At 68.9% G+C, this 23,152-nt stretch carries 21 protein-coding genes; 5 read left to right on the top strand and 16 right to left on the bottom strand.

From position 1 onward, the window contains the following. Positions 1-22 precede the first annotated feature (22 nt). Positions 23-826, top strand: a complete 804-nt coding sequence (locus ACFVV5_RS11100; RefSeq protein WP_387243409.1) for an oxygenase MpaB family protein — start codon at positions 23-25, stop codon at positions 824-826. Here ACFVV5_RS11100 and ACFVV5_RS11105 read toward each other — a convergent pair. Genes ACFVV5_RS11105 through ACFVV5_RS11115 form a run of 3 tightly spaced genes read right to left on the bottom strand, consistent with a single transcriptional unit; the run spans position 823 to position 5,576 of the window. Continuing rightward, a complete protein-coding gene (locus ACFVV5_RS11105) occupies positions 823-1,971 on the bottom strand; it encodes an FUSC family protein (protein ID WP_387243412.1) in 1,149 nt (382 codons plus the stop codon). The genes ACFVV5_RS11100 and ACFVV5_RS11105 overlap by 4 nt on opposite strands. Then, the gene (locus ACFVV5_RS11110) at positions 1,968-4,478 is read right to left on the bottom strand and encodes an ATP-dependent helicase (RefSeq protein ID WP_387243415.1); all 2,511 of its coding nucleotides are present in this window, start codon (positions 4,476-4,478) and stop codon (positions 1,968-1,970) included. Before ACFVV5_RS11110 ends, ACFVV5_RS11105 begins: the two co-directional genes overlap by 4 nt. Positions 4,479-4,520: 42 nt before the next feature. Beyond that, positions 4,521-5,576, bottom strand: coding sequence for a glycerophosphodiester phosphodiesterase family protein (locus tag ACFVV5_RS11115; protein ID WP_387243418.1), 1,056 nt, complete (start codon positions 5,574-5,576; stop codon positions 4,521-4,523). 63 nt (positions 5,577-5,639) lie between these two features. On the opposite strand from ACFVV5_RS11115, the gene ACFVV5_RS11120 reads away from it, so the two are divergent. Together ACFVV5_RS11120 and ACFVV5_RS11125 are read left to right on the top strand one after the other, a co-directional pair. After that, positions 5,640-6,191 (top strand): hypothetical protein, encoded by a 552-nt coding sequence (locus ACFVV5_RS11120; RefSeq protein WP_387243420.1) that lies wholly within the window; start codon positions 5,640-5,642, stop codon positions 6,189-6,191. A 42-nt stretch (positions 6,192-6,233) separates the two neighbouring features. Then, complete coding sequence (locus ACFVV5_RS11125) at positions 6,234-7,025, top strand: Bax inhibitor-1/YccA family protein (RefSeq protein WP_387243422.1); 792 nt, start codon at positions 6,234-6,236, stop codon at positions 7,023-7,025. Between the two features lie 94 nt (positions 7,026-7,119). On the opposite strand, the gene guaA is transcribed toward ACFVV5_RS11125, so the two are convergent. From guaA to ACFVV5_RS11160, 7 genes are all read right to left on the bottom strand, one after another. After that, entirely contained in the window at positions 7,120-8,703 is a 1,584-nt protein-coding gene (guaA, locus tag ACFVV5_RS11130) for a glutamine-hydrolyzing GMP synthase (protein WP_387244130.1), read from the bottom strand. A 25-nt stretch (positions 8,704-8,728) separates the two neighbouring features. Next, positions 8,729-9,178 (bottom strand): DUF3817 domain-containing protein, encoded by a 450-nt coding sequence (locus tag ACFVV5_RS11135; RefSeq protein WP_387243425.1) that lies wholly within the window; start codon positions 9,176-9,178, stop codon positions 8,729-8,731. A 4-nt stretch (positions 9,179-9,182) separates the two neighbouring features. Then, the gene (locus ACFVV5_RS11140; protein ID WP_387243428.1) at positions 9,183-9,974 is read right to left on the bottom strand and encodes an SURF1 family protein; all 792 of its coding nucleotides are present in this window, start codon (positions 9,972-9,974) and stop codon (positions 9,183-9,185) included. 45 nt (positions 9,975-10,019) lie between these two features. Next, positions 10,020-11,378, bottom strand: coding sequence for a cation:proton antiporter (locus tag ACFVV5_RS11145; protein WP_387243431.1), 1,359 nt, complete (start codon positions 11,376-11,378; stop codon positions 10,020-10,022). 3 nt (positions 11,379-11,381) lie between these two features. Next, positions 11,382-11,912, bottom strand: coding sequence for a cation:proton antiporter regulatory subunit (locus ACFVV5_RS11150; RefSeq protein ID WP_387243434.1), 531 nt, complete (start codon positions 11,910-11,912; stop codon positions 11,382-11,384). An 89-nt stretch (positions 11,913-12,001) separates the two neighbouring features. Next, entirely contained in the window at positions 12,002-13,879 is a 1,878-nt protein-coding gene (locus ACFVV5_RS11155; RefSeq protein WP_387243437.1) for a glycerol-3-phosphate dehydrogenase/oxidase, read from the bottom strand. Between the two features lie 35 nt (positions 13,880-13,914). After that, positions 13,915-15,033 (bottom strand): GuaB3 family IMP dehydrogenase-related protein, encoded by a 1,119-nt coding sequence (locus tag ACFVV5_RS11160; protein ID WP_387244133.1) that lies wholly within the window; start codon positions 15,031-15,033, stop codon positions 13,915-13,917. A 70-nt stretch (positions 15,034-15,103) separates the two neighbouring features. Between ACFVV5_RS11160 and ACFVV5_RS11165 the strand changes: the two genes are divergently transcribed. Then, positions 15,104-16,252, top strand: a complete 1,149-nt coding sequence (locus ACFVV5_RS11165; RefSeq protein ID WP_387243440.1) for a MalY/PatB family protein — start codon at positions 15,104-15,106, stop codon at positions 16,250-16,252. A gap of 136 nt (positions 16,253-16,388) precedes the next feature. On the opposite strand, the gene guaB is transcribed toward ACFVV5_RS11165, so the two are convergent. The 3 genes from guaB to groES form a co-directional block, all read right to left on the bottom strand. Beyond that, positions 16,389-17,891, bottom strand: coding sequence for an IMP dehydrogenase (guaB, locus tag ACFVV5_RS11170; RefSeq protein WP_387243443.1), 1,503 nt, complete (start codon positions 17,889-17,891; stop codon positions 16,389-16,391). A 109-nt stretch (positions 17,892-18,000) separates the two neighbouring features. Then, positions 18,001-18,969 carry an EamA family transporter RarD gene (gene rarD, locus ACFVV5_RS11175; protein ID WP_387243446.1) on the bottom strand — a complete coding sequence of 323 codons (969 nt, stop codon included), beginning with the start codon at positions 18,967-18,969 and terminating at the stop codon, positions 18,001-18,003. 98 nt (positions 18,970-19,067) lie between these two features. Continuing rightward, complete coding sequence (groES, locus tag ACFVV5_RS11180; RefSeq protein WP_387243449.1) at positions 19,068-19,364, bottom strand: co-chaperone GroES; 297 nt, start codon at positions 19,362-19,364, stop codon at positions 19,068-19,070. Between the two features lie 138 nt (positions 19,365-19,502). Here groES and ACFVV5_RS11185 point away from each other — a divergent pair, with 138 nt between their 5' ends. After that, complete coding sequence (locus ACFVV5_RS11185) at positions 19,503-20,696, top strand: SAM-dependent methyltransferase (RefSeq protein WP_387243452.1); 1,194 nt, start codon at positions 19,503-19,505, stop codon at positions 20,694-20,696. An 87-nt stretch (positions 20,697-20,783) separates the two neighbouring features. On the opposite strand, the gene ACFVV5_RS11190 is transcribed toward ACFVV5_RS11185, so the two are convergent. The 3 genes from ACFVV5_RS11190 to rimI all read right to left on the bottom strand — a co-directional run bounded on the left by ACFVV5_RS11190 (position 20,784) and on the right by rimI (position 23,128). Continuing rightward, positions 20,784-21,458 (bottom strand): DUF4190 domain-containing protein, encoded by a 675-nt coding sequence (locus ACFVV5_RS11190; RefSeq protein WP_387243455.1) that lies wholly within the window; start codon positions 21,456-21,458, stop codon positions 20,784-20,786. Positions 21,459-21,626: 168 nt separating this feature from the next. After that, positions 21,627-22,697 carry a tRNA (adenosine(37)-N6)-threonylcarbamoyltransferase complex transferase subunit TsaD gene (gene tsaD, locus ACFVV5_RS11195; protein WP_387243458.1) on the bottom strand — a complete coding sequence of 357 codons (1,071 nt, stop codon included), beginning with the start codon at positions 22,695-22,697 and terminating at the stop codon, positions 21,627-21,629. Continuing rightward, positions 22,694-23,128 (bottom strand): ribosomal protein S18-alanine N-acetyltransferase, encoded by a 435-nt coding sequence (rimI, locus tag ACFVV5_RS11200; RefSeq protein ID WP_387244136.1) that lies wholly within the window; start codon positions 23,126-23,128, stop codon positions 22,694-22,696. Before rimI ends, tsaD begins: the two co-directional genes overlap by 4 nt. Positions 23,129-23,152 lie beyond the last annotated feature (24 nt).

Genomic DNA, 23,152 nt, shown 5'->3' on the forward strand with positions numbered 1-23,152 from the left:
GCAGGCCGGGCAAGATGGCTCCGTGCGCACCAAGACGTCCCGTCACGCCCTCACCGACGTCGCCGCCGAGGCCCTCAACCTCGCGGGCGGCGGGCGGGCGCTCCTTCTGCAGATCGCTCACCCGGCCGTCGGCCGCGGTGTGGTCGAGCACAGCGACTTCGCCGACCGCATGATGGACAGATTGCACGCGACCATGACCTACGTCTACGCGTCGGTCTTCGCGTCGCCGGACGAGCTCGCCTACGTGAGGAGATCCGTGAACCGCGCTCACGCGCCGGTCCACGCCGCTGCGCACGGGGACGAGCCCGCGTACAACGCGTTCGACCCGCACCTGCAACTCTGGGTGGCGGCCACGCTCTACGACTCCATGGTCACCCTCTACGAACGGCTGTTCGGCCGGCTTCCCCCCGACGAGGCCGAACGCCTCTACCGCGATTTCGCCGTCGTGGGCTCGGGGCTGCAGGTTCCGGCCGAGCTCTGGCCGGCAGACCGCCGCGCCTTCGCCGAATACTGGGAGACCACGCTCGCCACTTTGCGGCCGACGCCGGCCACCAGGGAGGTCGCCCGGCAGTTGCTCTATCCGCGAGGCGTCCCGTGGTGGCTCCGGATGCTGCTGCCGCAGGCCCGACTCGTCACCGCCGGCCTGCTTCCACCGAGACTGCGCGCCGAGTTCGGGCTCGCCTGGAACGATCGCGCGCAGCGACGATTCGACGCGTGGATGCGCTGGACGTCACGGATCTACCCGCTCGTTCCGGCCGGCCTCCGCCACCGGCCCAAGGAGCTCTACCTGAGGCGCCTGCGCGATCGGATGCGGCAGTCGCCCTAGCCGCCCGAGGCGCGCTGGTCGCCCGAGGCGCGCTGGTCGCCCGAGTCGCCCACGTCGCCGAACGCGGCCCGGCGTTCCACCCCGCGCGCGACGAGCACGAGCAGGATGCCCACCGTGGCGCCGAGCACGGTCTCGAGCACGCGATCGACGACGAGTCCGGTCAACGGAACCGGGCTCGCCAGGTACGAGACCGACAGCGCCATCGGCGTGATGAAGACCAGCGCGAGGCCATAGTGGCGTCCGACGAGGGTCTCGGTGACCACCTGGCACACAACGATCACGACGATCACGACGAGGGGTGGCGGCGCCCAGAAGAGCAGGAGCGCCGTCACCCCGACACCGACGATCGTGCCGGCGATCCGGTGGACGGACCGTGAGATCGAGTGCGCGGCACGCGCCGGCGGAATGACGGCGACGAGACTCACGACCGCCCAGTATGCGTGACCGAGTCCGAAGGCGAGCGCGATCCCTCCGGCGATGAGCACGCCCAGCACGTTCTGCGCCGCCGTCAGCCACACCCGCGGGTCGCGGACAGCGCTCCGATCGATGCCCGGGCGGCGGCGCAGCTCTTTGTAGAGGAACGGAGCGATCCCTCCTCCGTCGGCGCGACCCGTCCGCCGGAGCACCCACCCGGACATCGTGAGCAGCCACGAGAAGGCGGCGGTCGCCGCGGCGAGGCCGACTCTCAGGAGGATCTCATCGGCGGGAGTCGGAACGGCTGCGCAGACGAGCAGCGCGAAGACGAAGAACAGGGGCTGGGCCGGGAGCAGCTGGAACGTCGACGCGAGCACGGTTCCGCCGGCCACGACCAGGAGGAGGAGCGGCACCAGGAGCCAGAGCGGTTCGCCGAGCGCCGCGACCACCGTGCCGAGCGCGATGCACAGCAGGAGCACGACCGCGCCGACCGTCACGCTCCGGATGCGGAGGCGGTACGGCTCATTGCGGCCGTACAGCGCCGTCATCGCTCCGAACGTCGCGTAGGCGGCGAGGTCGAGCCGCTGGACGACGAGCAGGATCACCAGCGGAACAGCCACGGCGAGCGCCGCCCGAAGGCCCACCTCGACGCTCAAGGTCGACAGCACCGGCCTCCGGGTCTCGGGGTGCGCCGCAGCGTCGCCACCGGCTCCGGGCGCCGAGGCCCTCACAGTTTTTCGATGGGGGCGATCTTGATGAGGAGCTTCTTCGCGCCCACCTTTTCGAACTGCACGTGCGCGACTCGCTTGGGGCCGATACCCGTCACCGCGGTGACACGGCCGTCGCCGAAGTCGGTGTGCCGGATGCGGTCCCCGGTCACCAGCTCGAGGTCGCCGTTGTCGCGCACCTGGCCGGTGACCCGGTTGGGCCATTCGGCCTTCGGACGATCCGGCGCTCCGCCGGATCCCGAGGTGGAGAAGCCGCCCGACGTCATGCTGTCGTTCCAGCGCGAGCCAGAGCCTCCGGAGCCCGACCCCGAGCCGATCCCCGGGCGGCGGGCGTTGAGGGCCCGCGACTGCGTTCCGCCGCGGCCGTTCGCAGTGCCCGGCGACTGCTTCCAGTCGATCAGATCGGCGGGGATCTCCTGCAGGTACCGGCTCGGCATCGCCACCGCGGTCTCGCCGAACTGGGCGCGCGTCATCGCGAGCGACAGGAACAGCCGCTTCTTGGCGCGGGTGATGCCGACGTAGAACAGCCGACGTTCCTCGGCAGGGCCGCCCGGTTCGTTCGCCGACATGCGGTGCGGCAGCAGGTCCTCCTCGATACCGGTGAGGAACACGGCGTCGTACTCGAGACCCTTCGCCGTGTGCAGGGTCATCAGCGACACCGTTCCGCTGGAGTCGTCGATCTCGTCGGCGGCGGCGACCAGGGACACCTCGGTGAGGAAGTCGATCAGCCCGCCGTCCGGGTTGTTGCGCGCGAACTCGCGGGTGACCGCGACGAGTTCGTCCACGTTCTCCGCACGCGCCTCGTCTTGCGGGTCCCTGCTGTTGCGCAGCACGTCGAGGTACGTGCTCTGGTCGAGGAGGAACGTGAGCACGTCGGCCACGGGCGAGACGCCGACCGGGTTGCTCGGGTCGACCTTGAGCGTCGCCTCGTCGAGGAGGCCGGCGAGCTGCAGGATGGCGCCCGTCACCTTGGGGCCGAGGCCCAGCGAGCCGGCGTCGCGCATCGCCTGCCGGAAGCTCACCCCGTTGTCTTCCGCGTAACTGGCCAGCTGGGTTTCGGTGGCCGGCCCGATGCCGCGCTTCGGGGTGTTCAGGATGCGCCGCAGCGCGAGAGCGTCGTCGGGGTTGGCGACCGCGATGAGGTACGCCATCGCGTCTTTGATCTCGGCCCGCTCGTAGAACTTGGTGCCGCCCATGATGCGGTACGGCAGGGCCGAGCGGATGAAGATCTCTTCGAGCGCACGGGTCTGGGCGTTGGTGCGGTAGAACACCGCGATGTCTTTGTACGCCATGCCGGCGGAGTGCAGTTTCTCGATCTCGTCGGCGACGAACTGCGCCTCGTCGTGTCCCGAGTATCCGGTGAACCCGATGATCTTGTCGCCGTCGCCGACGGCCGTCCACAGCTTCTTGTCTTTGCGGTCGAAGTTGTTGGCGATGACCGAGTTGGCCGCGCTCAGGATGTTCTGCGTCGAGCGGTAGTTCTGCTCGAGCAGCACCACCTTGGCCCCCGGGAAGTCGCGCTCGAATTCGACGATGTTGCGGATGTCCGCACCGCGGAACGCGTAGATCGACTGGTCGGAGTCGCCGACCACGGTCAGGGAGGCGCCCGGGATGACTCCGAGAGCATCCCGCATCCGCTCGACGTGGTGCCCTTGCGCCTCCAGCTCGTCCGCGATGGCGGGCGCGATGGGCATGGTGAGCTCGCGGATCAGCGCGTACTGCGCGTGGTTTGTGTCCTGGTACTCATCGACCAGGATGTGCCGGAACCGCCGCTGATAGAGCGCCGCGACCTTGGGGAACGCCCGGAACAGGAAGACGGTCTCGGCGATCAGGTCGTCGAAGTCGAACGCGTTGGCGCTGCGTAGCGCTCGGGTGTACTGCCGGAAGATCTCGAGGAACATCACCTCCTGCGGATCGCTCAGGTTGGCCGAGCGCGCGTAGGTCTCGATGTCGGTGAGCTCGTTCTTGAGCTTGGAGATGCGGCCGGAGGCGCCCGCGACCGTGAAACCGAGCGTGTCGGCGTCCAGCCCTTTGATGATGCGCTTGAGAAGGGCGCGGGTGTCGCCCGAGTCGTAGATCGTGAAGCTGGGCGTCTTGCCGATCGTCTCGGCCTCGCGACGCAGGATGCGCACACACGCCGAGTGGAACGTCGAGATCCACATGCCCTGGGACGCCCCGCCGAGCAGCGCCTCCACCCGCTCGCGCATCTCGGCGGCGGCCTTGTTGGTGAACGTGATCGCGAGGATCTGGCTCGGCCACGCCTCGCGGCTCTCGATGAGCCCGGCGATGCGACGCGTGAGCACGCTGGTCTTTCCCGACCCGGCGCCCGCGACGATGAGCAGGGCCGCACCGCGGTATTCGGCCGCCACGCGCTGCTGCGGATTGAGTCCCGCGAACAGGCGATCGTGGGCCGACTCCGAGCCGCCGTCGCCGGAGCGGCCACCCTGCCGTCCGTCGAGGATGATCGGGGTGGCGGAGTTCGAGGTGTCGCGGTCGGAGAGGCTCGTCATGTCTCCATCGATTTTACCCGCCACCACCGTCATCCGGCGACGCTAGCGGCCGTCGCGCACAGCGAGCGCCAGATCCGGATGGTCGGCGAACACTCCGTCGACGCCGGAGTTCACGATGATCGAGAACAGCCGGCGCCAGTCGCCCCAGTCGCCGTCGCCGCCACTGCTGCGGAATCCCTCCGGCATCAGCGCGTTCTCCGGCCGGAGCGTCCAGCAGAACACTCCCAGCCCGGCCGAGTGCGCCGTGTCGACCAGGTCGGACGTGACCGCCCCGACATCGTCGCCGTCGTCGAACAGCGCCACCGCCACAGAGCCGGAGGCGAGCACCTGACCGACATCGACGCTGATCCCGTCCACGCGCTCCGACGGCGACGCCGCCGCCAGCGAGTACAATCCCCGCGCCGTCAGGTCGTCCGAGTATCCCGGCGCCGCCGCTCCCAGGCGGGCGACGCGGTCGGCGGGCGCGCCTTCGGCTTCGAGCAGATACATGCGCTTGCCGCGGAACCCGCGGCGGTGCAGCTGACCGAGCACGGTCCTCTCGAAGCTCTCGACGACGAGCTCGGGGTTGTCCGCCCACCCCGCGTCGCTCAGCTCGGCGGCGAAGAGGTCGTCCAGCGGAAGGCCGATCGACTCGAAGTAGGTCGCGTGCTTGAGCTCGGCGATGATTCCGAGCAGTCGGGCCGCGTCCTCGGAGGCGCCGTCGACGAGATCGAAGAGGTCGCGCATCCGGAGCAGTGGGTACCGCCCGTCGAACGTGGTGCCCGCCTGCCTGATCGCGCCGAGCCGCTCGCGAGCGCGCAGGGTGGCCAGCTCGGCCCAGGTGAAGTCCTCGGTGAACCACCCCGTGAGCACGACGCCGTCGATCTCCTTGGTCGCGCGGCGGTCCGCGAACTCCGGATGCTCGGCGACATCGGTCGTGCCCGAGATCTCGTTCTCGTGCCGCAGCACCAGCACGCCGTCCTTCGTCGCGACCACGTCGGGCTCCACCGCATCCGCCCCCAATGCGAAGGCGAGATCGTAGGCCGCCCTCGTATGCTCGGGGCGGTATCCGGGCGCACCGCGGTGACCGATGATCAGAGGGGCCGCATGCGCACGCATGGAGTGATACTAGCCCGCGCTCGGGGGCTGGTCGCCCGCTCGTCCGGGTGACAGAATCAACGCGTGTCCGCCCCGGAATCGCCCGAACGTGACGGCTGGCGCGAACCCGCCGGCCGCCTGAAGCTGCGGTGGGGCGCCTACCGGCCCCGGCTCCTCGTGGGCCTCGCGCTGATCTGCGTCGGCACCGGTCTGGTGCTCGTCACCAGCGCGTACAGCCTGCCGTTCCTGCTGGCGGGCTCTCTGCTTCAGCCCGCGGGGTGGGCCGTCCTCCCGTCGACCATCGGACGGCGCGTCGCCGTGGTCGTCCCGGTGCTCGGATTCACGTGGCTGATGCTCGGCGGAGCCTCGTTCGCCTGGTGCTTCGCTGTGCCTTTGGCGGCGTGGCTCCTGGTGCGCCTGCGGCCCCTCGTGTCGTACGCGGTGCTCGCCCTGCCCATCGCCTCGAGCGTCGTTCTCGCCCGCGTCGTCCCGGACTACTCGATGGCCTGGGTGTCCGTGCTGGTGAGCACCTTTGTCGTCGTGGCAGCGGCCTGGCTGGCACGCTGGGGCGCTTTCTTGCTGGATTCTCGGCAATCTGTCAGACCTCTCAGAAACCAACTCGATAGATTGGACTGAGCACCCGGACTTCCCGGACCCACTACGTGAGCAGAGGAACCCATGGCCACCTCAAACCCGGCCTTCTCGCAGAGCCCGGCCTTCCAGAACGGATCGGCCGCCAACGCGACGCTGAGCGCAGACAAGCTTCAGCAGATGTACGAGTCGCCGTCGGCGACCTCGGTCGACACCGACCGCATGACGGTCGAAGACACGGTCGTCAAGACGGCCATCAGCTTCGGCATCCTGGTGGTCGGAGCGGTCATCGGCTGGGTCGTTCCCGGCATCTGGATCCCGGCTGCGATCGTCGGCTTCGTGCTGGCCCTCGTGAACATCTTCAAGAGAAAGCCCTCACCGCCCCTGATCCTCGCCTATGCGGGCGTGCAGGGGCTCTTCGTGGGCGGCATCTCCGCGTACTTCGAGGCGACATGGGGCGGCATCGTCCTGCAGGCCGTCATCGCCACGATCGTGGTCGTCGGCGTCACACTCGCCCTCTTCGCCAGCGGCAAGATCCGCGCCTCGGCCAAGGCCACCAAGGTCTTCCTGATCGCGATGGTCGGTTACCTCGTGTTCTCGCTCGTGAACGTCGTGCTCGTCTGGACCGGCGCGACCACCAGCCCGTTCGGCCTCAGCGGCGACGTCAAGATCTTCGGCATCCCGCTCGGAATCGTGGTCGGCATCCTCGTCGTCATCATGGCCGCGTACTCGCTGGTCCTCGACTTCGACGCCATTCAGCAGGGCGTGAAGAACCGGGCTCCCCGGGTCTACGGCTGGACGGGTGCCTTCGGCATCATGGTCACCGTCATCTGGCTCTACCTCGAACTGCTCCGCATCTTCGCGATCGCGCGCAACTAGCACGGCACTGCGCAGCCCCGCACAACGCGGCGCCGCACAACGCGAAGGGCCGGGATGCATCAGCATTCCGGCCCTTTTCACGTGTACGGGAGGGTCACTCCCATTCGATGGTTCCCGGCGGCTTCGACGTGACGTCGAGCACGACGCGGTTGACGCCGTCGACCTCGTTCGTGATGCGCGTGGAGATCTTCGCCAGCACGTCGTACGGCAGGCGGGTCCAGTCGGCGGTCATCGCGTCTTCGCTCGACACCGGGCGCAGCACGATCGGGTGGCCGTAGGTGCGGCCGTCGCCCTGCACGCCCACCGAGCGCACGTCGGCGAGCAGCACGACCGGGCACTGCCAGATCTCGTTGTCGAGCCCGGCGGCGGTGAGCTCGGCGCGCGCGATGGCGTCGGCGTCGCGCAGCAGCTCGAGGCGCTCCTTGGTGACCTCGCCGACGATGCGGATGCCGAGGCCCGGGCCGGGGAACGGCTGGCGTCCGACGATCGCTTCGGGCAGGCCGAGCTCGCGGCCGATCGCGCGGACCTCGTCTTTGAACAGGGTGCGCAACGGCTCGACGAGCTCGAACTGGAGATCTTCGGGGAGTCCGCCCACATTGTGGTGGCTCTTGATGTTCGCGGTGCCGGTTCCGCCGCCGGACTCGACGACATCCGGGTAGAGCGTGCCCTGCACGAGGAATCGGATGGGGTCGCCTTCGCCGGCCGCCTCCGCGATCAGATCGGCCTGCGCCTGCTCGAAGGTCCGGATGAACTCGCGACCGATGATCTTGCGCTTGGTCTCGGGGTCGCTGACGCCGGCCAGCGCGTCGAGGAACTGCTTCTCGGCGTCGATGGTGACGAGGCGGACGCCCGTGGCCTGCACGTAGTCCTCCTCGACCTGCCGGCGCTCGTCTTTGCGCAGCAGGCCGTGGTCGACGAACACGCAGACCAGCTGGTCGCCGACGGCCTCGTGCACGAGAGCGGCAGCGACGGCCGAGTCGACCCCGCCGGAGAGGCCGCAGATGACCTTGCCCGAACCCACCTGGGCACGGATCGCGGCGACCTGGTCGGCGATCACGTTGCCGCTGTTCCAGTCGGCCGGGATGCCTGCGGCGCGGTGCAGGAAGTTCTCGAGCACGGCCTGGCCGTAAGCCGAGTGCTTGACCTCGGGGTGCCACTGCACGCCGTACAGCCGTCGCTCGTCGTTCGCGAACGCGGCGACCGGGGTCGAAGCGGTGGACGCGAGCACCTGGAAGCCTTCCGGCGCCTTCGACACGGAGTCGCCGTGGCTCATCCAGGCGGTCTGCTCACCGGGCTGACCGTCGAGCAGCACGCCCGAGTCCGTGATGGTCACGTCGGTCGAGCCGTACTCGCGCAGGCCGGTGTGCGCCACCTCGCCGCCGAGCGTGGTCGCCATGACCTGGAAGCCGTAGCAGATGCCGAGCACGGGCACACCGAGGTCGAAGATCGCCGGGTCGAGCTGAGGGGCGCCCTCTTCGTAGACACTGGACGGACCGCCGGAGAGCACGATGCCCGACGGGCGCTTGGCGGCGACCTCGGACGCGGTGACGGTGTGCGGCACGATCTCGGAGTAGACGCTCGCCTCGCGGACGCGCCGCGCGATCAGCTGCGCGTACTGCGCACCGAAGTCGACGACGAGAACCGGTCCCGACGGGTTGGCCGAGTCGGCCGCGCCCAGGATGTCGGTGAATACGGGGTCGGTGCTAATTTGATGCCTCCACGAGGGTCGCTGCTTCGGCCTCTCGGCCGGCCAGGTACGACTTCACCTGCTTGGTGATGCGGGCTTCGACGAAGAACGACAGGAACGGGATGACGCCACCGAGGGCGATCGCCACGAACTTCCCGAAGTTCCACCGCATCAGGCTCCAGAGCCGGAAGTCGGAGAACAGGTACACCACGTACAGCCAGCCGTGAGCGATCAGGATGCCCGTGCTCAGGTCGACCCCGGTGGGAGCCACCGCGGCGTTGACCGGTACGAAGGCGAACACCCCGTAGTTGCTGAACGCGAAGAGCTGGTAGCCCATCCCGTACTTGATGATCATCTCCACGCAGAGCAGGAGGAGCATGATGCCGGTGATGTAGGCGAAGACCTGGTAGAACCGGAGCGCCCCGCGGATCTTCGGGAAGTCTTCGGGCTTGGGAGCGAGGGGCATGGTCCTATTCTACTTTCCCGGCCGCCAGGGCCGTTTCCTGTGCGAGCTCGCGTTCTTCGTCTTCGCGCTGCTTCGCGTCCTTCACCAGCCGGTACCAGAAGAAGATGGCGAACCCGGCGAAGATGATCCACTCGGCCGCGTAGAAGACGTTGAGCCAGTTGAGGGTGCTCTCCTGGATGGGCGGCGGCGAGTCGATCTTCACCAGCCCGGGCGGCGGGGTGCGCTCGACCACGTAAGCGGAGTACACGTCGACGCCGTCGACGCCCGACCACAGGTTGTAGAGCGCGGCCACCGACATCGTGGTCATCACCGTGGGATGGCTCTTGTCGGTGGGCACCTCGGGGGCCTCCGTCGGCAGCAACCTCCCTACGATCTCCTGCGGGACCGACTCCTCGTTCGCGAGCCGCGCCATCGCGGACTCGGCGGTCGGCTTGTCGGCGGCCCAGCCGCGCGCCACCGCGAGGGCGACCGGATGCCCGGATGCGGCATCCTCGACCGTCACGTGCGCGACGACCCACCACCCGGCCGTGCCCTTGTTCAGCCGGCCCTGGAGCAGCTCGTAGTCCGTGGGGACGAACGTGCCGGTGACCGTCACCAGCTGCCCGGTGGCCTTGTCGGTGATCGGTCCGTTCGGCTTCGCGACCTGCGCGAGCGGCAGCACCGTCTCGCTCGGGGCGTCGATCACGGTGCCCGATTCGACGGCGCGCTCGAGCTGCCATTGGCCGAGCCACGCGAATCCGGCGGCGAGCGCCAGCGCCAGGACGAGCGCGCCGATCCAGCGCGGGCGCAGCATCATCTGGAACAGCGTGGTCTCTCCGCTGCCGGTGGTCTCGCTAATGTCTCAGTCCCGCTTTCGGTCCCTGGTGGTGTCCTGCTGCTGCATGGCCTGCTCGACGACGCGGTCGATGGCCTTCCTGGTGTCGTCGGACCGCGACTCGGAGTCGGGTTCGGGGTCGGCCGTTGCGGCCTCCACGAGCGCGATCTCCTCGTCGAACATGGGATCGTGCAGCTTCTTGGCACGCTTCTTCGATGATTTGCCGGTCCGCAGAATCATCCCACCGATCTTCTCTGAGTTTGCTGCGAGCACCGGACCGATCACGGCCATGATGAGCACGTAGAGCCCGGCGAACGGCTGGATGCGGGCATCCAATCCGGCGCTGAGCGAGAGGGTGGCGAGGATCAGGGCGAACTCGCCGCGATTCTGCAGGATCACGGTGGTGTTGATGCCGGCCTGGATGCCCATCCCGTTGATCCACGCCACGAACTGCCCCGCCAGGATGTTCAGCACGATCGTCAGCAGCACGGCGAGCAGCACGGGGACCAGGACCTCGGGGAACTGGGCGGGGTTGAGCGCCAGACCGAAGTTGAGGAAGAAGAACGCCGCGAACACGTCGCGCAGCGGGACGGCGATGTTCTCGATCTTCTTGCGGTACTTGGTCGCGCCCAGCACGAGTCCGATGAGGAAGGCGCCGATCGCGTCCGTCACGCCCAGCACCTCGCCGATGCCGGCGAAGAGCACGGCGAAGCCGAAGAAGAGGATCGTGAAGAGCTCGTCGTCTTTGGTGCGGAACAGCCGGGAGACGTAGCGCCCGCCCCAGCGCGCGATCGTGAACATCACGACGAGGAAGGTGAAGGCGATGGCCAGCTTGGCGACGATCGGCCAGAAGTCGGTCTCGCCGCTCAGGACGACGGAGACGATCGCGAGGTAGATCGCGATGAAGATGTCTTCGACCACGGTGACGCCGAGGATCATCGGCGTCTCTTTGTTGGCGAGCCTCTTCAGCTCGATGAGCAGCTTGGTGACGATCGCACTCGACGAGGTGGCCGTCATCCCCGCGATGATCAGCGCCTCGCGTGTGCCCCATCCGACCATGAACCCGAAGATCAGGCCGGCGCCCATGTTGACGACGATGTACGACCCACCCGAGATGATGAGCTTGCCGAAGTTGCCGAAGAATTCGTCTTGATCGAATTCGAGCCCGAGATTGAACAGGAGCAGGATCAATCCGAAGATCGCGATCAGCTCGATGTAGTTCGACTCGAAGTTGAGCGGGAACCAGCCGGTGTGCGGGCTGGCGAGCAGCCCGACGATCATGTAGACGGGAATCGCGGGGAGACCCACCAGCTTGCCGAGACGCCCGAGCACGTAGGCCACGAGCAGGAGGACGCCGAGAACGATGAGGTCTTCGCCGAGATGCATCGACTATCCCCAGGGCGGCGCGTCTGCGGTGGCGCGAGCGGGCAGCTCACCGGTGCGGAAGAAGGTGAAGGCCTTGCCCACCTTCTCGGGCGAGCCGGCGACGACGAGCGTGTCGCCGGGGAAGACCTTGAAGTCGGGCGCCGGCGCCGGGTTGGCGGACTCGCCGCGCACCACCGCGACGACCGTGAGGCCGACGAGGCCGCGGTCGGCGGGTGCGCCGAGCGGCTGGCCGGCGATGTAGTCGTCGTAGTCGACGGAGAACCAGTCGATGCTGAGCCCGGGGATCTGGTCGAGCGCACTGAGCGCTTCGGTGATCTGCGTGCCGCCCAGGAGTTCGGCGAGCGTGTGCGCCTCGTCTTCGCTGAGGCGCAGTGACACCTTGGTCACATCGGCGCCGTCTTCGTTGTCTGAGAACGTGATCAGGTCGCTGTGGCCCGAGCGGTGTGCGATCACACCGACCTTTCCGCCATCGTCTGTGACGAAGGTGTGCAGCACCCCGACCCCGGGCAGTTTGACCCGTCGAACGTCAACCATGTTCCGTCTCCACTTGCTTGGGGGCAGTCCCACAATCGTACCGGAGCCGCCTGAAGGCGGCTCCGGGGTGGATGGTGTAGGGGCTGCGACTACTCGGAGGCGGGCGCCCCGCCTTCCGGGTTCTCCGCCGGGTTCTCCGCCGGCGTCTTCGCCGCGGCGGGCTTCCTCGGGGCGCGAGCCCTGGCCGCGGCGCGCGCCTCCTTGGCCGCCTTCGCCGCCGCCGCGTCGACGTCGACGATGTCGGGCGCCTCGAGCCGGATGCGGTCGGCGGACTCGTCGTCCGGCTGCAGCTGGCTCGCTCGCTCGGCGGCCACCCGCTTGAGGTAGGTCTGCACCTCGCGCTCTTCTCGGGCCTTGTCCCAGCCGAGCACTCCGGCCATCAGGCGAGCGGCCACGGGCGCTGCGGAGACGCCGCGGTCCCACGCCTCGATCGAGATACGGGTGCGCCTGGCGAGCACGTCTTCGAGGTGCAGCGCACCCTCGCTGGTGGCCGCGTAGACGACCTCCGCCCCCACGTAGTCGTCGGCGCCGGGAAGGGGATCGGCGAGCGAGGGATCGTCGCGGATCAGGTCGAGGATGTCCTCGGCCAGTGTTCCGTACCGGTTGAGCAGGTGCTCGATCCGTGCGACGTGCAGGCCGCTCTCCTGCGCGATCCGGCTGCGCCGGTTCCAGGCGGCCTGGTAGCCCTCAGCGCCGACGAGGGAGATCTCGTCCGTCGTGCTTGCGGCGATCTTGCCGTCGAGCGCGTCGACGGCCGCGTCGATCGCATCCTTCGCCATGATCCGGTAGGTGGTCCACTTGCCGCCCGCGATCACGACGAGGCCGGGTACCGAGTGCGCCACGAGGTGCTCGCGCGACAGCTTCGAGGTCTGCTCCGACTCGCCCGCCAGCAGCGGACGCAAGCCGGCGTAGACACCCTCGACGTCTTCCCGGGTCAACGGGACGGCGAGAACGGCGTTCACGTGCGCGAGCACGTAGTCGATGTCGGCCGCGGTCGCGGCCGGGTGCGCCTTGTCGAGGTGCCAGTCCGTGTCGGTCGTGCCGACCAGCCAGTGCCGCCCCCACGGGATGACGAAGAGCACGCTCTTCTCCGTGCGCAGCAGCAGGCCCATCTTCGACTGGAACCGGTCGCGCGGCACGACGAGGTGGATGCCCTTCGAGGCGCGCACCTTGAACTGTCCGCGCTCGCCCACCATGGCCTGGGTGTCGTCGGTCCAGACACCGGTGGCGTTCACCACCTGCTTGGCGCGGATCTCGAAGCGCTCCCCGGTCTCGAGGTCGTGCGCCTGAACGCCGACGACGCGCTGACCGACCTTGATGAAGCCCTCCACGCGCACCCGGCTGGCGACATGCGCGCCGTAGTGGGCCGCCGTACGGGCGAGGTTCGCGACATAGCGGGCGTCGTCCACCTGCGCGTCGTAGTACGTGATCCCACCGATCAGAGCGTCGCTCGCGAGACTCGGAATGGCCCGCATCACCTGCCGCTTGGTGAGGTGACGGTGGTGCGGCACTCCCGGCGGCCGCAGACCGGTGTACGAGAAGATGTCGTAGAGCAGCATCCCGGCGCCCACGTAGGCACGCTCGACGACGCGTTTCTTGAGCGGGTAGAGGAAGCGGACCGGCTTCACGAGGTGCGGCGCGATGCGCTGCAGCAGCAGGCCGCGCTCGATCAGAGCCTCCCGCACCAGCCGGAAGTCGAGCTGCTCGAGGTAGCGGATGCCGCCATGCACGAGTTTCGACGACCTGCTCGAGGTTCCGGATGCGAAGTCCCTGGCCTCGACGAGACCGACGCTGAGACCGCGGGTCACCGCGTCGACAGCGCTCCCCGTTCCGACGATTCCGCCGCCGATCACGAGGATGTCGAGCTCGGTCTCCTTCAGCGCCGCTATCGCGTCGGCGCGTTCAGCCGGACCGAGCCGTGACGTGGACGACACGGCAGGGTGTGAGGTGGATCTGGTCGTGACCATCGTTCTCTCCCTCTCTCGGCCGTCATCGGCCGACTTCAGTGCGCGTTGTACGGCGCGACGACGACTTCGACGCGCTGGAACTCCTTCAGGTCCGAGTAGCCCGTGGTGGCCATGGAGCGCCGCAGAGCGCCCACCAGGTTGGCGGTGCCTTCGGCGACCGGCGCCGGCCCGTAGAGGATCTCCTCGAGAGGAGCCACCTGACCGACCGCGACACGGTTGCCACGGGGCAGCTGCGCGTGATGCGCCTCTGCGCCCCAGTGCCAGCCGCCGCCGGGTGCATCCGTCGCGCGCGCGAGCGTGGATCCGAGCATCACCGCGTCGGCGCCGCACGCGATCGCCTTCACGATGTCGCCAGAGCTGCCGAGACCGCCGTCGGCGATAACGTGCACGTAGCGGCCACCCGACTCGTCCATGTAGTCGCGGCGCGCTCCGGCCACATCCGCGACCGCCGTGGCCATGGGGGCGTGGATTCCGAGCGTCGAGCGGGTCGTGGACGCCGCTCCGCCGCCGAAGCCGACCAGCACGCCGGCCGCACCGGTGCGCATGAGGTGCAGCGCTGCGGTGTAGGTCGCGGCGCCGCCGACGATCACCGGCACGTCGAGTTCGTAGATGAACTTCTTGAGGTTGAGGGGCTCGACGTTCTTCGACACGTGCTCGGCCGACACGGTAGTGCCGCGGATGACGAACAGGTCCACGCCTGCAGCGACGACCGTCTCGTAGAGCTCCTGGGTGCGCTGCGGCGACAGTGCGCCGGCGACCGTGACACCCGCTTCGCGGATCTCGGCCAGTCTGCTGGTGACGAGCTCGGGCTTGATCGGCTCGGAGTAGATCTCCTGCATGCGCGAGGTGGCCTTGCCCGCGGGGAGCTGCCGGATCTCCGCGAGCAGCGGCTCCGGGTCTTCGTAGCGGGTCCACACGCCCTCGAGGTCGAGGACGCCGAGACCGCCCAGCTGGCCCATCATGATGGCGGTCGTCGGGGAGACGACGGAATCCATCGGCGCCGCCAGGAACGGGATGGAGAACTGGTACGCGTCGATCGACCAGGACACCGAGACATCCTCGGGGTCGCGGGTGCGCCGGCTCGGCACCACCGCGATGTCGTCGAAGGCGTACACGCGGCGAGCGCGCTTGGCGCGTCCGATCTCAATCTCCATACTCACCCGATCAGTCTATGGCGAGGGCGACATGGATGCGTCTTCGGGCGGATACGGGCAGAGTGGGACCATGACGATCGCGGCCGACCCCCTGGAGAGACTCCGCACACGGACGAGCGAGAAGTGGCGTGCGTATCCGGATGACGTGCTTCCGCTGTTCGTGGCCGAGATGGACTACCCGCTCGCCGAGCCGATCGCCGTCGCCCTCATCGACGCCGTGAAGCGCTCCGACACCGGGTACGTCGGCCCCGACCGCCACGTGCAGAGTGCATTCGCCGCCTACGCGTCGTCGACGTGGGGCTGGGAGGTGGACCCGCAGCGCGTCACGACCACGACGGATGTGAGCGTCGTCATCGTGGAATCCCTGCGGCTGGTCATCCGCCCGGGCGACCGCGTGATCATCACCCCGCCCGTCTATCCGCCGTTCTTCGGCATGGTGCCGGAGGCGGGCGGAGTCGTCGAGGAGGTTCCGCTCCGCTTCGACGACGGCGCCGGATGGTCCCTCGACCTCGCCGGGATCGAGCGGGCGTTCGCGTCCGGCGCCCGGGCATTCCTGCTCTGCAATCCCCACAATCCGGTCGGGCTCGTGCACACGGCGGCCGAGCTGGCCGCCGTCGCCGAGCTGGCCGCCCGGTACGACGCCGTGGTGGTGAGCGACGAGGTGCACGCACCGCTCACCCACTCCGATGCCGCCTTCACGCCGTTCCTCAGTGTCTCCGACGCCGCACGGGAGCACGGGATCGCCGCCCACGCCGCGAGCAAGGCCTGGAACCTCGCCGGGCTCAAGTGCGCCCTGTTCGTCGCAGCGGGCGACCGGATGAGCGACCTCCTCTCCGGCCTTCCGTACGAAGTCGAGGTGCGGACGAGCCTGTTCGGCCGGATCGCCTCCGAGGCCGCGTACACCGCGGGCGGGCCCTGGCTCGACGACGTCCTCGAGGCCGTCGAGGCGAACCGCGCCCTGCTCACGACGCTGCTGGCCCAGTACCTGCCCGAAGTGCGCTACCGGGAACCCCGGGCGAGCTATCTGGCGTGGCTCGACTTCCGGGAGCTCGGCTGGGGCGACGACCCGAGCGCCGTCGCCCTCGACCAGGCCCGGGTCGCGCTCCTGCCCGGCCCCGACTTCGGCTCCCCGGGCGCCGGCTTCGCGCGGCTCAATTTCGCGTGCTCGCCGTCCGTACTCACCGAGGCGATCCTCCGCTTGGCCGCTGTCGCACCCTGATCGCGCTCCGCAACGCGATCGAGTCCGGACTCAATGGGTCGAAACGCGGAGTTTCGACCCAACAAGTCCGGACTCGATTGCGGATCGGCGGACCGCAGCGGAATCGCCGGTCAGCGGGGGGCGGTGGGCGGGAAGGTCAGCGGCGGTAGTTGGGCGCCTCGACCACCATCTGGATGTCGTGCGGGTGGGACTCCTTGAGCCCGGCCGCGGTGATGCGCACGAACTTGCCGCGCTCCTTGAGCTCGGGGATGGTGCGAGCGCCCACGTAGAACATCGACTGGCGGAGTCCGCCGATGAGCTGGTAGGCGACGGCCGAGAGCGGGCCGCGATACGGGACCTGACCCTCGATGCCTTCGGCGATGAGCTGCTCGTCGCTCGGCACATCCGCCTGGAAGTAGCGGTCGCGCGAGTACGAGGTCTTCTTGCCGCGGGTCTGCAGCGCGCCGAGCGAGCCCATCCCGCGGTAGTTCTTGAACTGCTTGCCGTTGACGAACACCAGGTCGCCGGGCGACTCGGCCGTTCCGGCGAGCAGGGAGCCGAGCATCACGGTGTCGGCTCCGGCGACGAGGGCCTTGGCGATGTCGCCCGAATACTGCAGACCGCCGTCGGCGATGAGCGGGACACCGGCCGCGCGGGCGGCGAGAGAAGCCTCGTAGACGGCCGTGACCTGCGGGACGCCGACTCCGGCGACCACGCGCGTGGTGCAGATCGAGCCCGGTCCGACGCCCACCTTGATGGCGTCCGCTCCGGCGTCGATGAGCGCCTGGGCGCCCGAGCGCGTCGCCACGTTGCCGCCGATGACGTCGACGTGCGAGGCACGCGGCTCCGCCTTGAGGCGGCGGATGATGTCGAGCACGCCGGCGCTGTCGCCGTTGGCGGTGTCGACCACGAGGACGTCGACGCCCGCGTCGACCAGCGTCATCGCGCGCTCCCAGGCGTCGCCGAAGAAGCCGATGGCGGCGCCGACGCGGAGGCGGCCCTCGTCGTCTTTGGTGGCGTTCGGGTACTGCTCGCTCTTGTCGAAGTCTTTGACGGTGATCAGGCCGCGGAGCTTGCCGTCGGCGTCGACCAGCGGCAGCTTCTCGATCTTGTGCTGCGCGAAGATGGCGATCGCGGAGTCCGGGTCGATTCCGACCGGAGCGGTGATGAGCGGCTGACGCGTCATCACATCGCGGACGTACGTGGTGGTGCGCTCGAACGGCGAGACGAACCGCATGTCGCGGTTGGTGATGATGCCGACGAGGGTGCCGTCGCCCTCGATGACCGGGAGCCCGCTCACACGGAACTGGCCGCAGAGCAGGTCGACCTCTTCGACGGTGGCGTCGGGTGTCGTGGTCACCGGGTTCGTGATCATGCCCGACTCGGACCGCTTGACCTTGTCGACGTGCGCCGCCTGGTCTTCGATCGAGAGGTTGCGATGCAGGATGCCGAGGCCGCCGTTGCGTGCCATTGCGATGGCCATGCGCGATTCCGTCACGGTGTCCATCGCGCTCGACAGCAGCGGGGAGGCCACCCGGATGCGCTTGGTGAGCTGCGAGGACGTGTCCGCCTCACTGGGGATGACGTCGGTGTGCCCGGGGAGGAGCATCACGTCGTCGTAGGTCAAACCGATGAAGCCGAACGGATCCGTCTGATCCATTTCACCCCTTTAAGCGTCGCGAGGAACGGGAGAATCCGCCCGCCACCGGCGCCGCGGCCAATGAATTCACAAGCGGTATTGGCAATGCTAACGGCAGAACCCTGGGGATTTATTCCACGGTCGCGATGTCGAGTTCGGCTGCCCGCCGGTTGGAGCGCGCGGCGAAGATCATGTCGACGGTGAGGATGAGCAGGGCCAGCCACACGATGCTGAACCCGACCCAGCGTTCCGGCGGCATGGCTTCGTGCAGCAGCACGACACCGACCAGGAACTGGATGAACGGCGCGAAGTACTGGATGAATCCCATGTAGATCAGCGGCAGTCGTCGGGAGGCGGCGGCGAAGAACAGCAGCGGAACGGCGGTGATGACGCCGGTGCCGATCATGGCGACGGTGTGCCAGGGGCTGATGGTGCCGATCGTGATTCCGACGGTGGCGCCCACGACGATGAGCTGGACGATGGCCACCGGGCTGAGCCAGATGGTCTCGAGAGTGAGGCCGGAGACGGCGTCGACCGAGCCGCCGACCCGCTTCTTGATCAGCCCGTACAACCCGAAGGAGAAGGCCAGGATGAGGGCGATCCACGGCATCGACCCGTACCCGACCGCGAGCACGATCACCGCGACCACGCTGACCCCGACCGCGACCCACTGCGCCACGCGGAGCTTCTCGCGCTGCACGAGCACGCCGAGGAAGACGGTGACGATCGGGTTGATGAAGTACCCGAGCGCTGCTTCGACCACGTGCCCGGAGACCGTGGCGAGCACATAGGTCTGCCAGTTGACGTAGATGAGGGCGCCCGCGACGCCCATCGTGAACACGACGCGCTTGTTGAGCAGCAGGACGCCGAACGCGCGCCACTTTCGCGTGACCGTGAGCAGGATCGCGCAGAACACCAGCGAGAACAGCACCCGCCACGCCACGATCTCGAACGCGCTGGCGGGCACGAGCGACAGGAAGTAGATGGGCAGGATGCCCCACAGCACATACGCCGAGATGGCGTAGATCATCCCGGAGCGACGGTGCTCGGACAACGGTGCGGCCGTGACGGCTGCCGATTCGGTTTCGCTCTGGGACATTCCTGTGAGTCTACGCACCGCGCAGACGGCCGGCCGGCATCCGCGAGACGACGAAGGGCCCGGATGCCGAAGCATCCGGGCCCTTCAGAGCCGAGTCGTCAGCGGACGACGACGGCCAGAACGTCGCGAGCGGAGAGCACGAGGTACGTGTCGCCGGAGAAGGCGACCTCGGTTCCGCCGTACTTGGAGTAGAGGACCTTGTCGCCGACGACGACGTCGATCGGGACGCGGTTGCCGTTGTCGTCGATGCGGCCGGGGCCGACAGCGATGACCTCGCCCTCCTGCGGCTTCTCCTTGGCGGTGTCGGGAATGACGAGACCGGAAGCAGTGGTCTGCTCAGCCTCGACCTGCTTGATAACGATGCGATCCTCGAGCGGCTTGATGGAGACCGACACGGTTGACCTCTTTCTTCAACTAAACACTGGCTTGAACTAAGACTGGAGTTAGCACACTCGCACTGAGAGTGCTAACACGAGTTTAGAGGGTTCGTTAGCAGTCACGCAACGTGAGTGCCAAGAGGGTAGCGTGAAGGCATGGAACGGTCGGAACTGCTGGAGCTGTTGTCGGCCGAAGGTCTGCGACTGCTCGATTCCCTTCCGCCGTACACCTCGAAGGCCGACGTGCTCCGCCTGGTGAGCGATCTACGCAAAGCGGGCCACCCGCCGGGCCTCGTCGCCGCCGTGCTCACGCAGTCCAAGCTGCGCGCCAGGGCGCGGGTCAAGTTCGGTCCGTTCGCCGACCGGATGCTGTTCACCGAGGCCGGGCTCGAGCAGGCCACCCGCCTGTCTGTGGCCGCCCGGCACGCGGGCCGCTTCGCGGCCGCCCAGCTCGACCATGTCGCCGACCTCGGCTGCGGGATCGGCGGGGACGCGATGGCTCTCGCCGCGCTCGAGCTCGAGGTGACGGCGGTGGAGGCCGACGAGGTCACCGCCGCGATCGCCAGCTTCAACCTGGCGCCCTTCCCGAACGCCACCGTTCAGCTCGGCCGTGCCGAAGACGCCGACCTGCGGAGCGTCGACGGCGTGTTCCTCGACCCCGCGCGCCGCACGGCCGGTCACGGGCAGACGTCGCGTCTCACCGACCCCGACGAGTACTCGCCGAGCCTCGGCTTCGCTTTCGAGCTGGCAACGGGGCGCTCGGTCGGCGTGAAGCTCGGGCCCGGACTCGACCGCGACCTCATCCCGTCGACAGCCGAGGCCCAGTGGATCTCCGTCGACGGCCAGCTCGTCGAGATGGGCCTCTGGTTCGGCGCGCTCGCCCGGCCGGGCATCCGGCGCGCTGCTCTGGTGCTCCACGGCGACGAGGCGCACGAGCTGACGGCGGCGTCCGACAGCGACGATGTGGAGACCGGCACCCTCGGCGCGTACCTGTACGAGCCGAACGGGGCGGTCATCCGGGCCCGGCTCATCGGCGACCTCGCCCGCTCGCTCGACGCCCGCATGGTGAGCGACGGGATCGCCTATTTCACCACGGATGCCCCCGCGCAGACGCCGTTCGCCGCGGGATTCCGTGTGCTCGAGCAGCTCCCGTTCCAGGAGCGCGACCTCAAACGGGCCCTCAAGGAGCGCGGCATCGGCACCCTCGAGATCAAGAAGCGGGGGGTGGATGTCGACCCCGCCGCCCTGCGCAAGCGGCTGTCGCTGAGCGGCGGGGAGTCCGCGACCATCGTGCTCACCCGGGTCGGCGGCAAGCACACCGCTTTGCTCGTCGAGCGTCTCGACGGCTGAGGGCGAACCGCATTCCGGCTCCTGGAACAGCAGAAGCCGGCCGGCGCTGAGCGCCGGCCGGCCTGCGTTCGAGGACGAGTCCCCGAATCAGTACTGGAGGTTCGTGCGGTACGCCGACAGCGCGATCAGCGCGACGATCAGAACCGCCCAGACGACCAGCGCGATGACGATGCTGACGAAACCGGTGATGATGCCGGTGAGCCAGAAGCCCTTGGCCGCCGGCTCCTTCTTGCGGCCGATGAAGCCCAGGATCACGGCGGCCACGCCGAAGGGGAAACCGAGGCCGTAGACCCAGCCGAGGACGATGCCGATGATGCCGCCGACCATCGACAGGATGCTCAGGATCGGCGACTTGGCCTGGGGAGCGTAGGGCTGCGCGTAGCCGGGGGCCGGCTGACCGTAGGCCGGCGCGCCGTAGGGCTGCTGCTGACCATACGGCGGCTGCTGGCCGTAGGGCTGCTGGCCGTACGGCTGCTGCCCGTACGGCTGCTGCTGACCGTAGGCCGGGGCGGCGGGCGGCTGACCGTAGCCGGGCTGCTGGCCGTAGTAGCCGGGCGCGACAGGCGGAGCGGGCGGAGCGGGCGGAGCAGGCGGGACCGGGGCGGCGGGAGCACCGTCGGCCGGGGCGCCCGGGGCAGCGGGTCCCGACGCCGCGGGCGCGGGCGGAACGGCGCCGGTGGTGTCATCCGCAGGAGCGGGCGGAACGGCGCCGTTCTGGGCGTCGGGTTCCGTCGGCTCGGCGGGCACGTTCGGATCGGTCATGGGGCCAATCTCCTTAGAATTCTGAGAAGTAGCTGTATCGCAGCCATAGTGGCAGGCGGCCCCAAGGGTGTCAACGGACTCCCCCGACGCGCGCTGTGCCTCCAGACTACGGCGCTGAGGGCATCCGGAACCGGTCGTCACTCCAATTGGGGACCCTGGTACGACGTGTCAGCGAGCGACCTGGATCTCCGTGACCGGCAGCGTCGAATCAGCCCCGAACGAGAGCTCGCTCGGCTCGCGGCCGGCCATGATGAGCTGGGCTCCGAGCGCTGCGATCATCGCCCCGTTGTCGGTGCACAACGACAGGGCCGGGATGCGCAGCGCGACTCCCGCGGCGGCCGTCCGTTCTGCGGCCACCTCGCGCACACGAGCGTTCGCCACCACGCCGCCGCCGAGCAGCAGCCGCGGAACCCCGTAGTCGCGGCAGGCGGCGAGCGCCTTGGTCAGCAGCACGTCGACGACCGCCTCACGGAAGCTCGCGGCGACGTCGGCGACGGGCACAGGCTCCCCCGCATCCTGGCGCTGCTCGACCCATCGGGCGACCGCGGTCTTCAGCCCGGAGAACGAGAAGTCGTAGCGGTGCGCTTCGAGGTCTTTGGGCTTCGTGAGGCCACGCGGGAAACGGATGGCCTTGGGGTCGCCGCCGGCCGCGACGCGGTCGATCTGCGGGCCGCCGGGGTAGGGCAGGCCGAGGACCCGCGCCACCTTGTCGAAGGCCTCGCCGGCGGCGTCGTCGATGGTCTCCCCGAGCAGCTCGACATCGGTGACGAGGTCGCGCACCAGCAGCAGCGACGTGTGGCCGCCCGAGACGAGCAGGGCGATCGTGGGCAGCTCGACCGGATGCCCGGGGCCGCCGGCCGCGTCGAGCAGATCGGCGCCGACGTGGCCGACGAGGTGATTCACCGCGTAGATCGGCTTGCCGATCGAGAGGGCGAGCGCCTTCGCCGCGCCGACGCCGACCATCAGCGCCCCCGACAGTCCCGGTCCGCTGGTCACCGCCACCGCGTCGACGTCGGCGAGGTCGATGCCCGCGTCGGCGACGGCGGTGCGCAGCGTGGGTGTGAGCGCCTCCAGGTGCGCCCGCGCCGCCACTTCGGGCACCACACCGCCGTAACGCGCATGCTCGTCCATCGACGAGGCGATGGTGTTCGACAGCAGGGTCGTTCCCCGGACGATCCCGATGCCGGTCTCGTCGCAGGAGGTCTCGATGCCGAGGACGAGAGGGTTCTCGCGGTTCATGCGATGGTCGTCTCCGGGGTCGGGACGGTGAGGCGCATCACGATCGCGTCCACGTCGTCGGGCTGGTAGTAGCGCGGGCGCACGCCGATCTGCTCGAATCCGAGCGACCGGTAGAGCGTCTGGGCGCCGGGGTTGTCGGCCCTCACCTCGAGGAAGACCTCGCGTGCACCGCGCTTGCGCGCCTCGCCGACCAGGGCGAGCATCAGGGTGCGGCCCAGCCCGTGCCTGCGTGCATCCGGTGCGACCGCGATGGTCTGGATGTCGCCTTCGGCGGCGCCGTCGGGGGCCAGCAGTCCGGCGTAGCCGTCGATGCGCTCCGGATGCTCGGGCTCGAACGCCACCAGATAGTAGGTGTGCTCGCTGCCCACCTCCGACCGCATCGATCGCTCGGACCAGGCATCGGTGGTGAAGGTCGCCCGCTCGAGCTCCATGATCGCCGAGACGTCGTCGCGGGT

The organism is Leifsonia sp. NPDC058248 (genome assembly GCF_042881905.1).
GTDB lineage: Bacteria > Actinomycetota > Actinomycetes > Actinomycetales > Microbacteriaceae > Leifsonia.

Excerpts from the sequence above, each read along its gene's own strand:
- ACFVV5_RS11110 (WP_387243415.1), bottom strand. The coding sequence starts at position 4,478 with ATGACGAGCCTCTCCGACCGCGACACCTCGAACTCCGCCACCCCGATC.
- ACFVV5_RS11115 (WP_387243418.1), bottom strand. The coding sequence starts at position 5,576 with ATGCGTGCGCATGCGGCCCCTCTGATCATCGGTCACCGCGGTGCGCCC.
- ACFVV5_RS11125 (WP_387243422.1), top strand. The coding sequence starts at position 6,234 with ATGGCCACCTCAAACCCGGCCTTCTCGCAGAGCCCGGCCTTCCAGAAC.
- ACFVV5_RS11135 (WP_387243425.1), bottom strand. The coding sequence starts at position 9,178 with ATGCCCCTCGCTCCCAAGCCCGAAGACTTCCCGAAGATCCGCGGGGCG.
- ACFVV5_RS11140 (WP_387243428.1), bottom strand. The coding sequence starts at position 9,974 with ATGATGCTGCGCCCGCGCTGGATCGGCGCGCTCGTCCTGGCGCTGGCG.
- ACFVV5_RS11145 (WP_387243431.1), bottom strand. The coding sequence starts at position 11,378 with ATGCATCTCGGCGAAGACCTCATCGTTCTCGGCGTCCTCCTGCTCGTG.
- ACFVV5_RS11150 (WP_387243434.1), bottom strand. The coding sequence starts at position 11,912 with ATGGTTGACGTTCGACGGGTCAAACTGCCCGGGGTCGGGGTGCTGCAC.
- ACFVV5_RS11155 (WP_387243437.1), bottom strand. The coding sequence starts at position 13,879 with ATGGTCACGACCAGATCCACCTCACACCCTGCCGTGTCGTCCACGTCA.
- ACFVV5_RS11160 (WP_387244133.1), bottom strand. The coding sequence starts at position 15,033 with ATGGAGATTGAGATCGGACGCGCCAAGCGCGCTCGCCGCGTGTACGCC.
- ACFVV5_RS11165 (WP_387243440.1), top strand. The coding sequence starts at position 15,104 with ATGACGATCGCGGCCGACCCCCTGGAGAGACTCCGCACACGGACGAGC.
- guaB (WP_387243443.1), bottom strand. The coding sequence starts at position 17,891 with ATGGATCAGACGGATCCGTTCGGCTTCATCGGTTTGACCTACGACGAC.
- rarD (WP_387243446.1), bottom strand. The coding sequence starts at position 18,969 with ATGTCCCAGAGCGAAACCGAATCGGCAGCCGTCACGGCCGCACCGTTG.
- ACFVV5_RS11185 (WP_387243452.1), top strand. The coding sequence starts at position 19,503 with ATGGAACGGTCGGAACTGCTGGAGCTGTTGTCGGCCGAAGGTCTGCGA.
- ACFVV5_RS11190 (WP_387243455.1), bottom strand. The coding sequence starts at position 21,458 with ATGACCGATCCGAACGTGCCCGCCGAGCCGACGGAACCCGACGCCCAG.
- tsaD (WP_387243458.1), bottom strand. The coding sequence starts at position 22,697 with ATGAACCGCGAGAACCCTCTCGTCCTCGGCATCGAGACCTCCTGCGAC.
- rimI (WP_387244136.1), bottom strand. The coding sequence starts at position 23,128 with ATGGAGCTCGAGCGGGCGACCTTCACCACCGATGCCTGGTCCGAGCGA.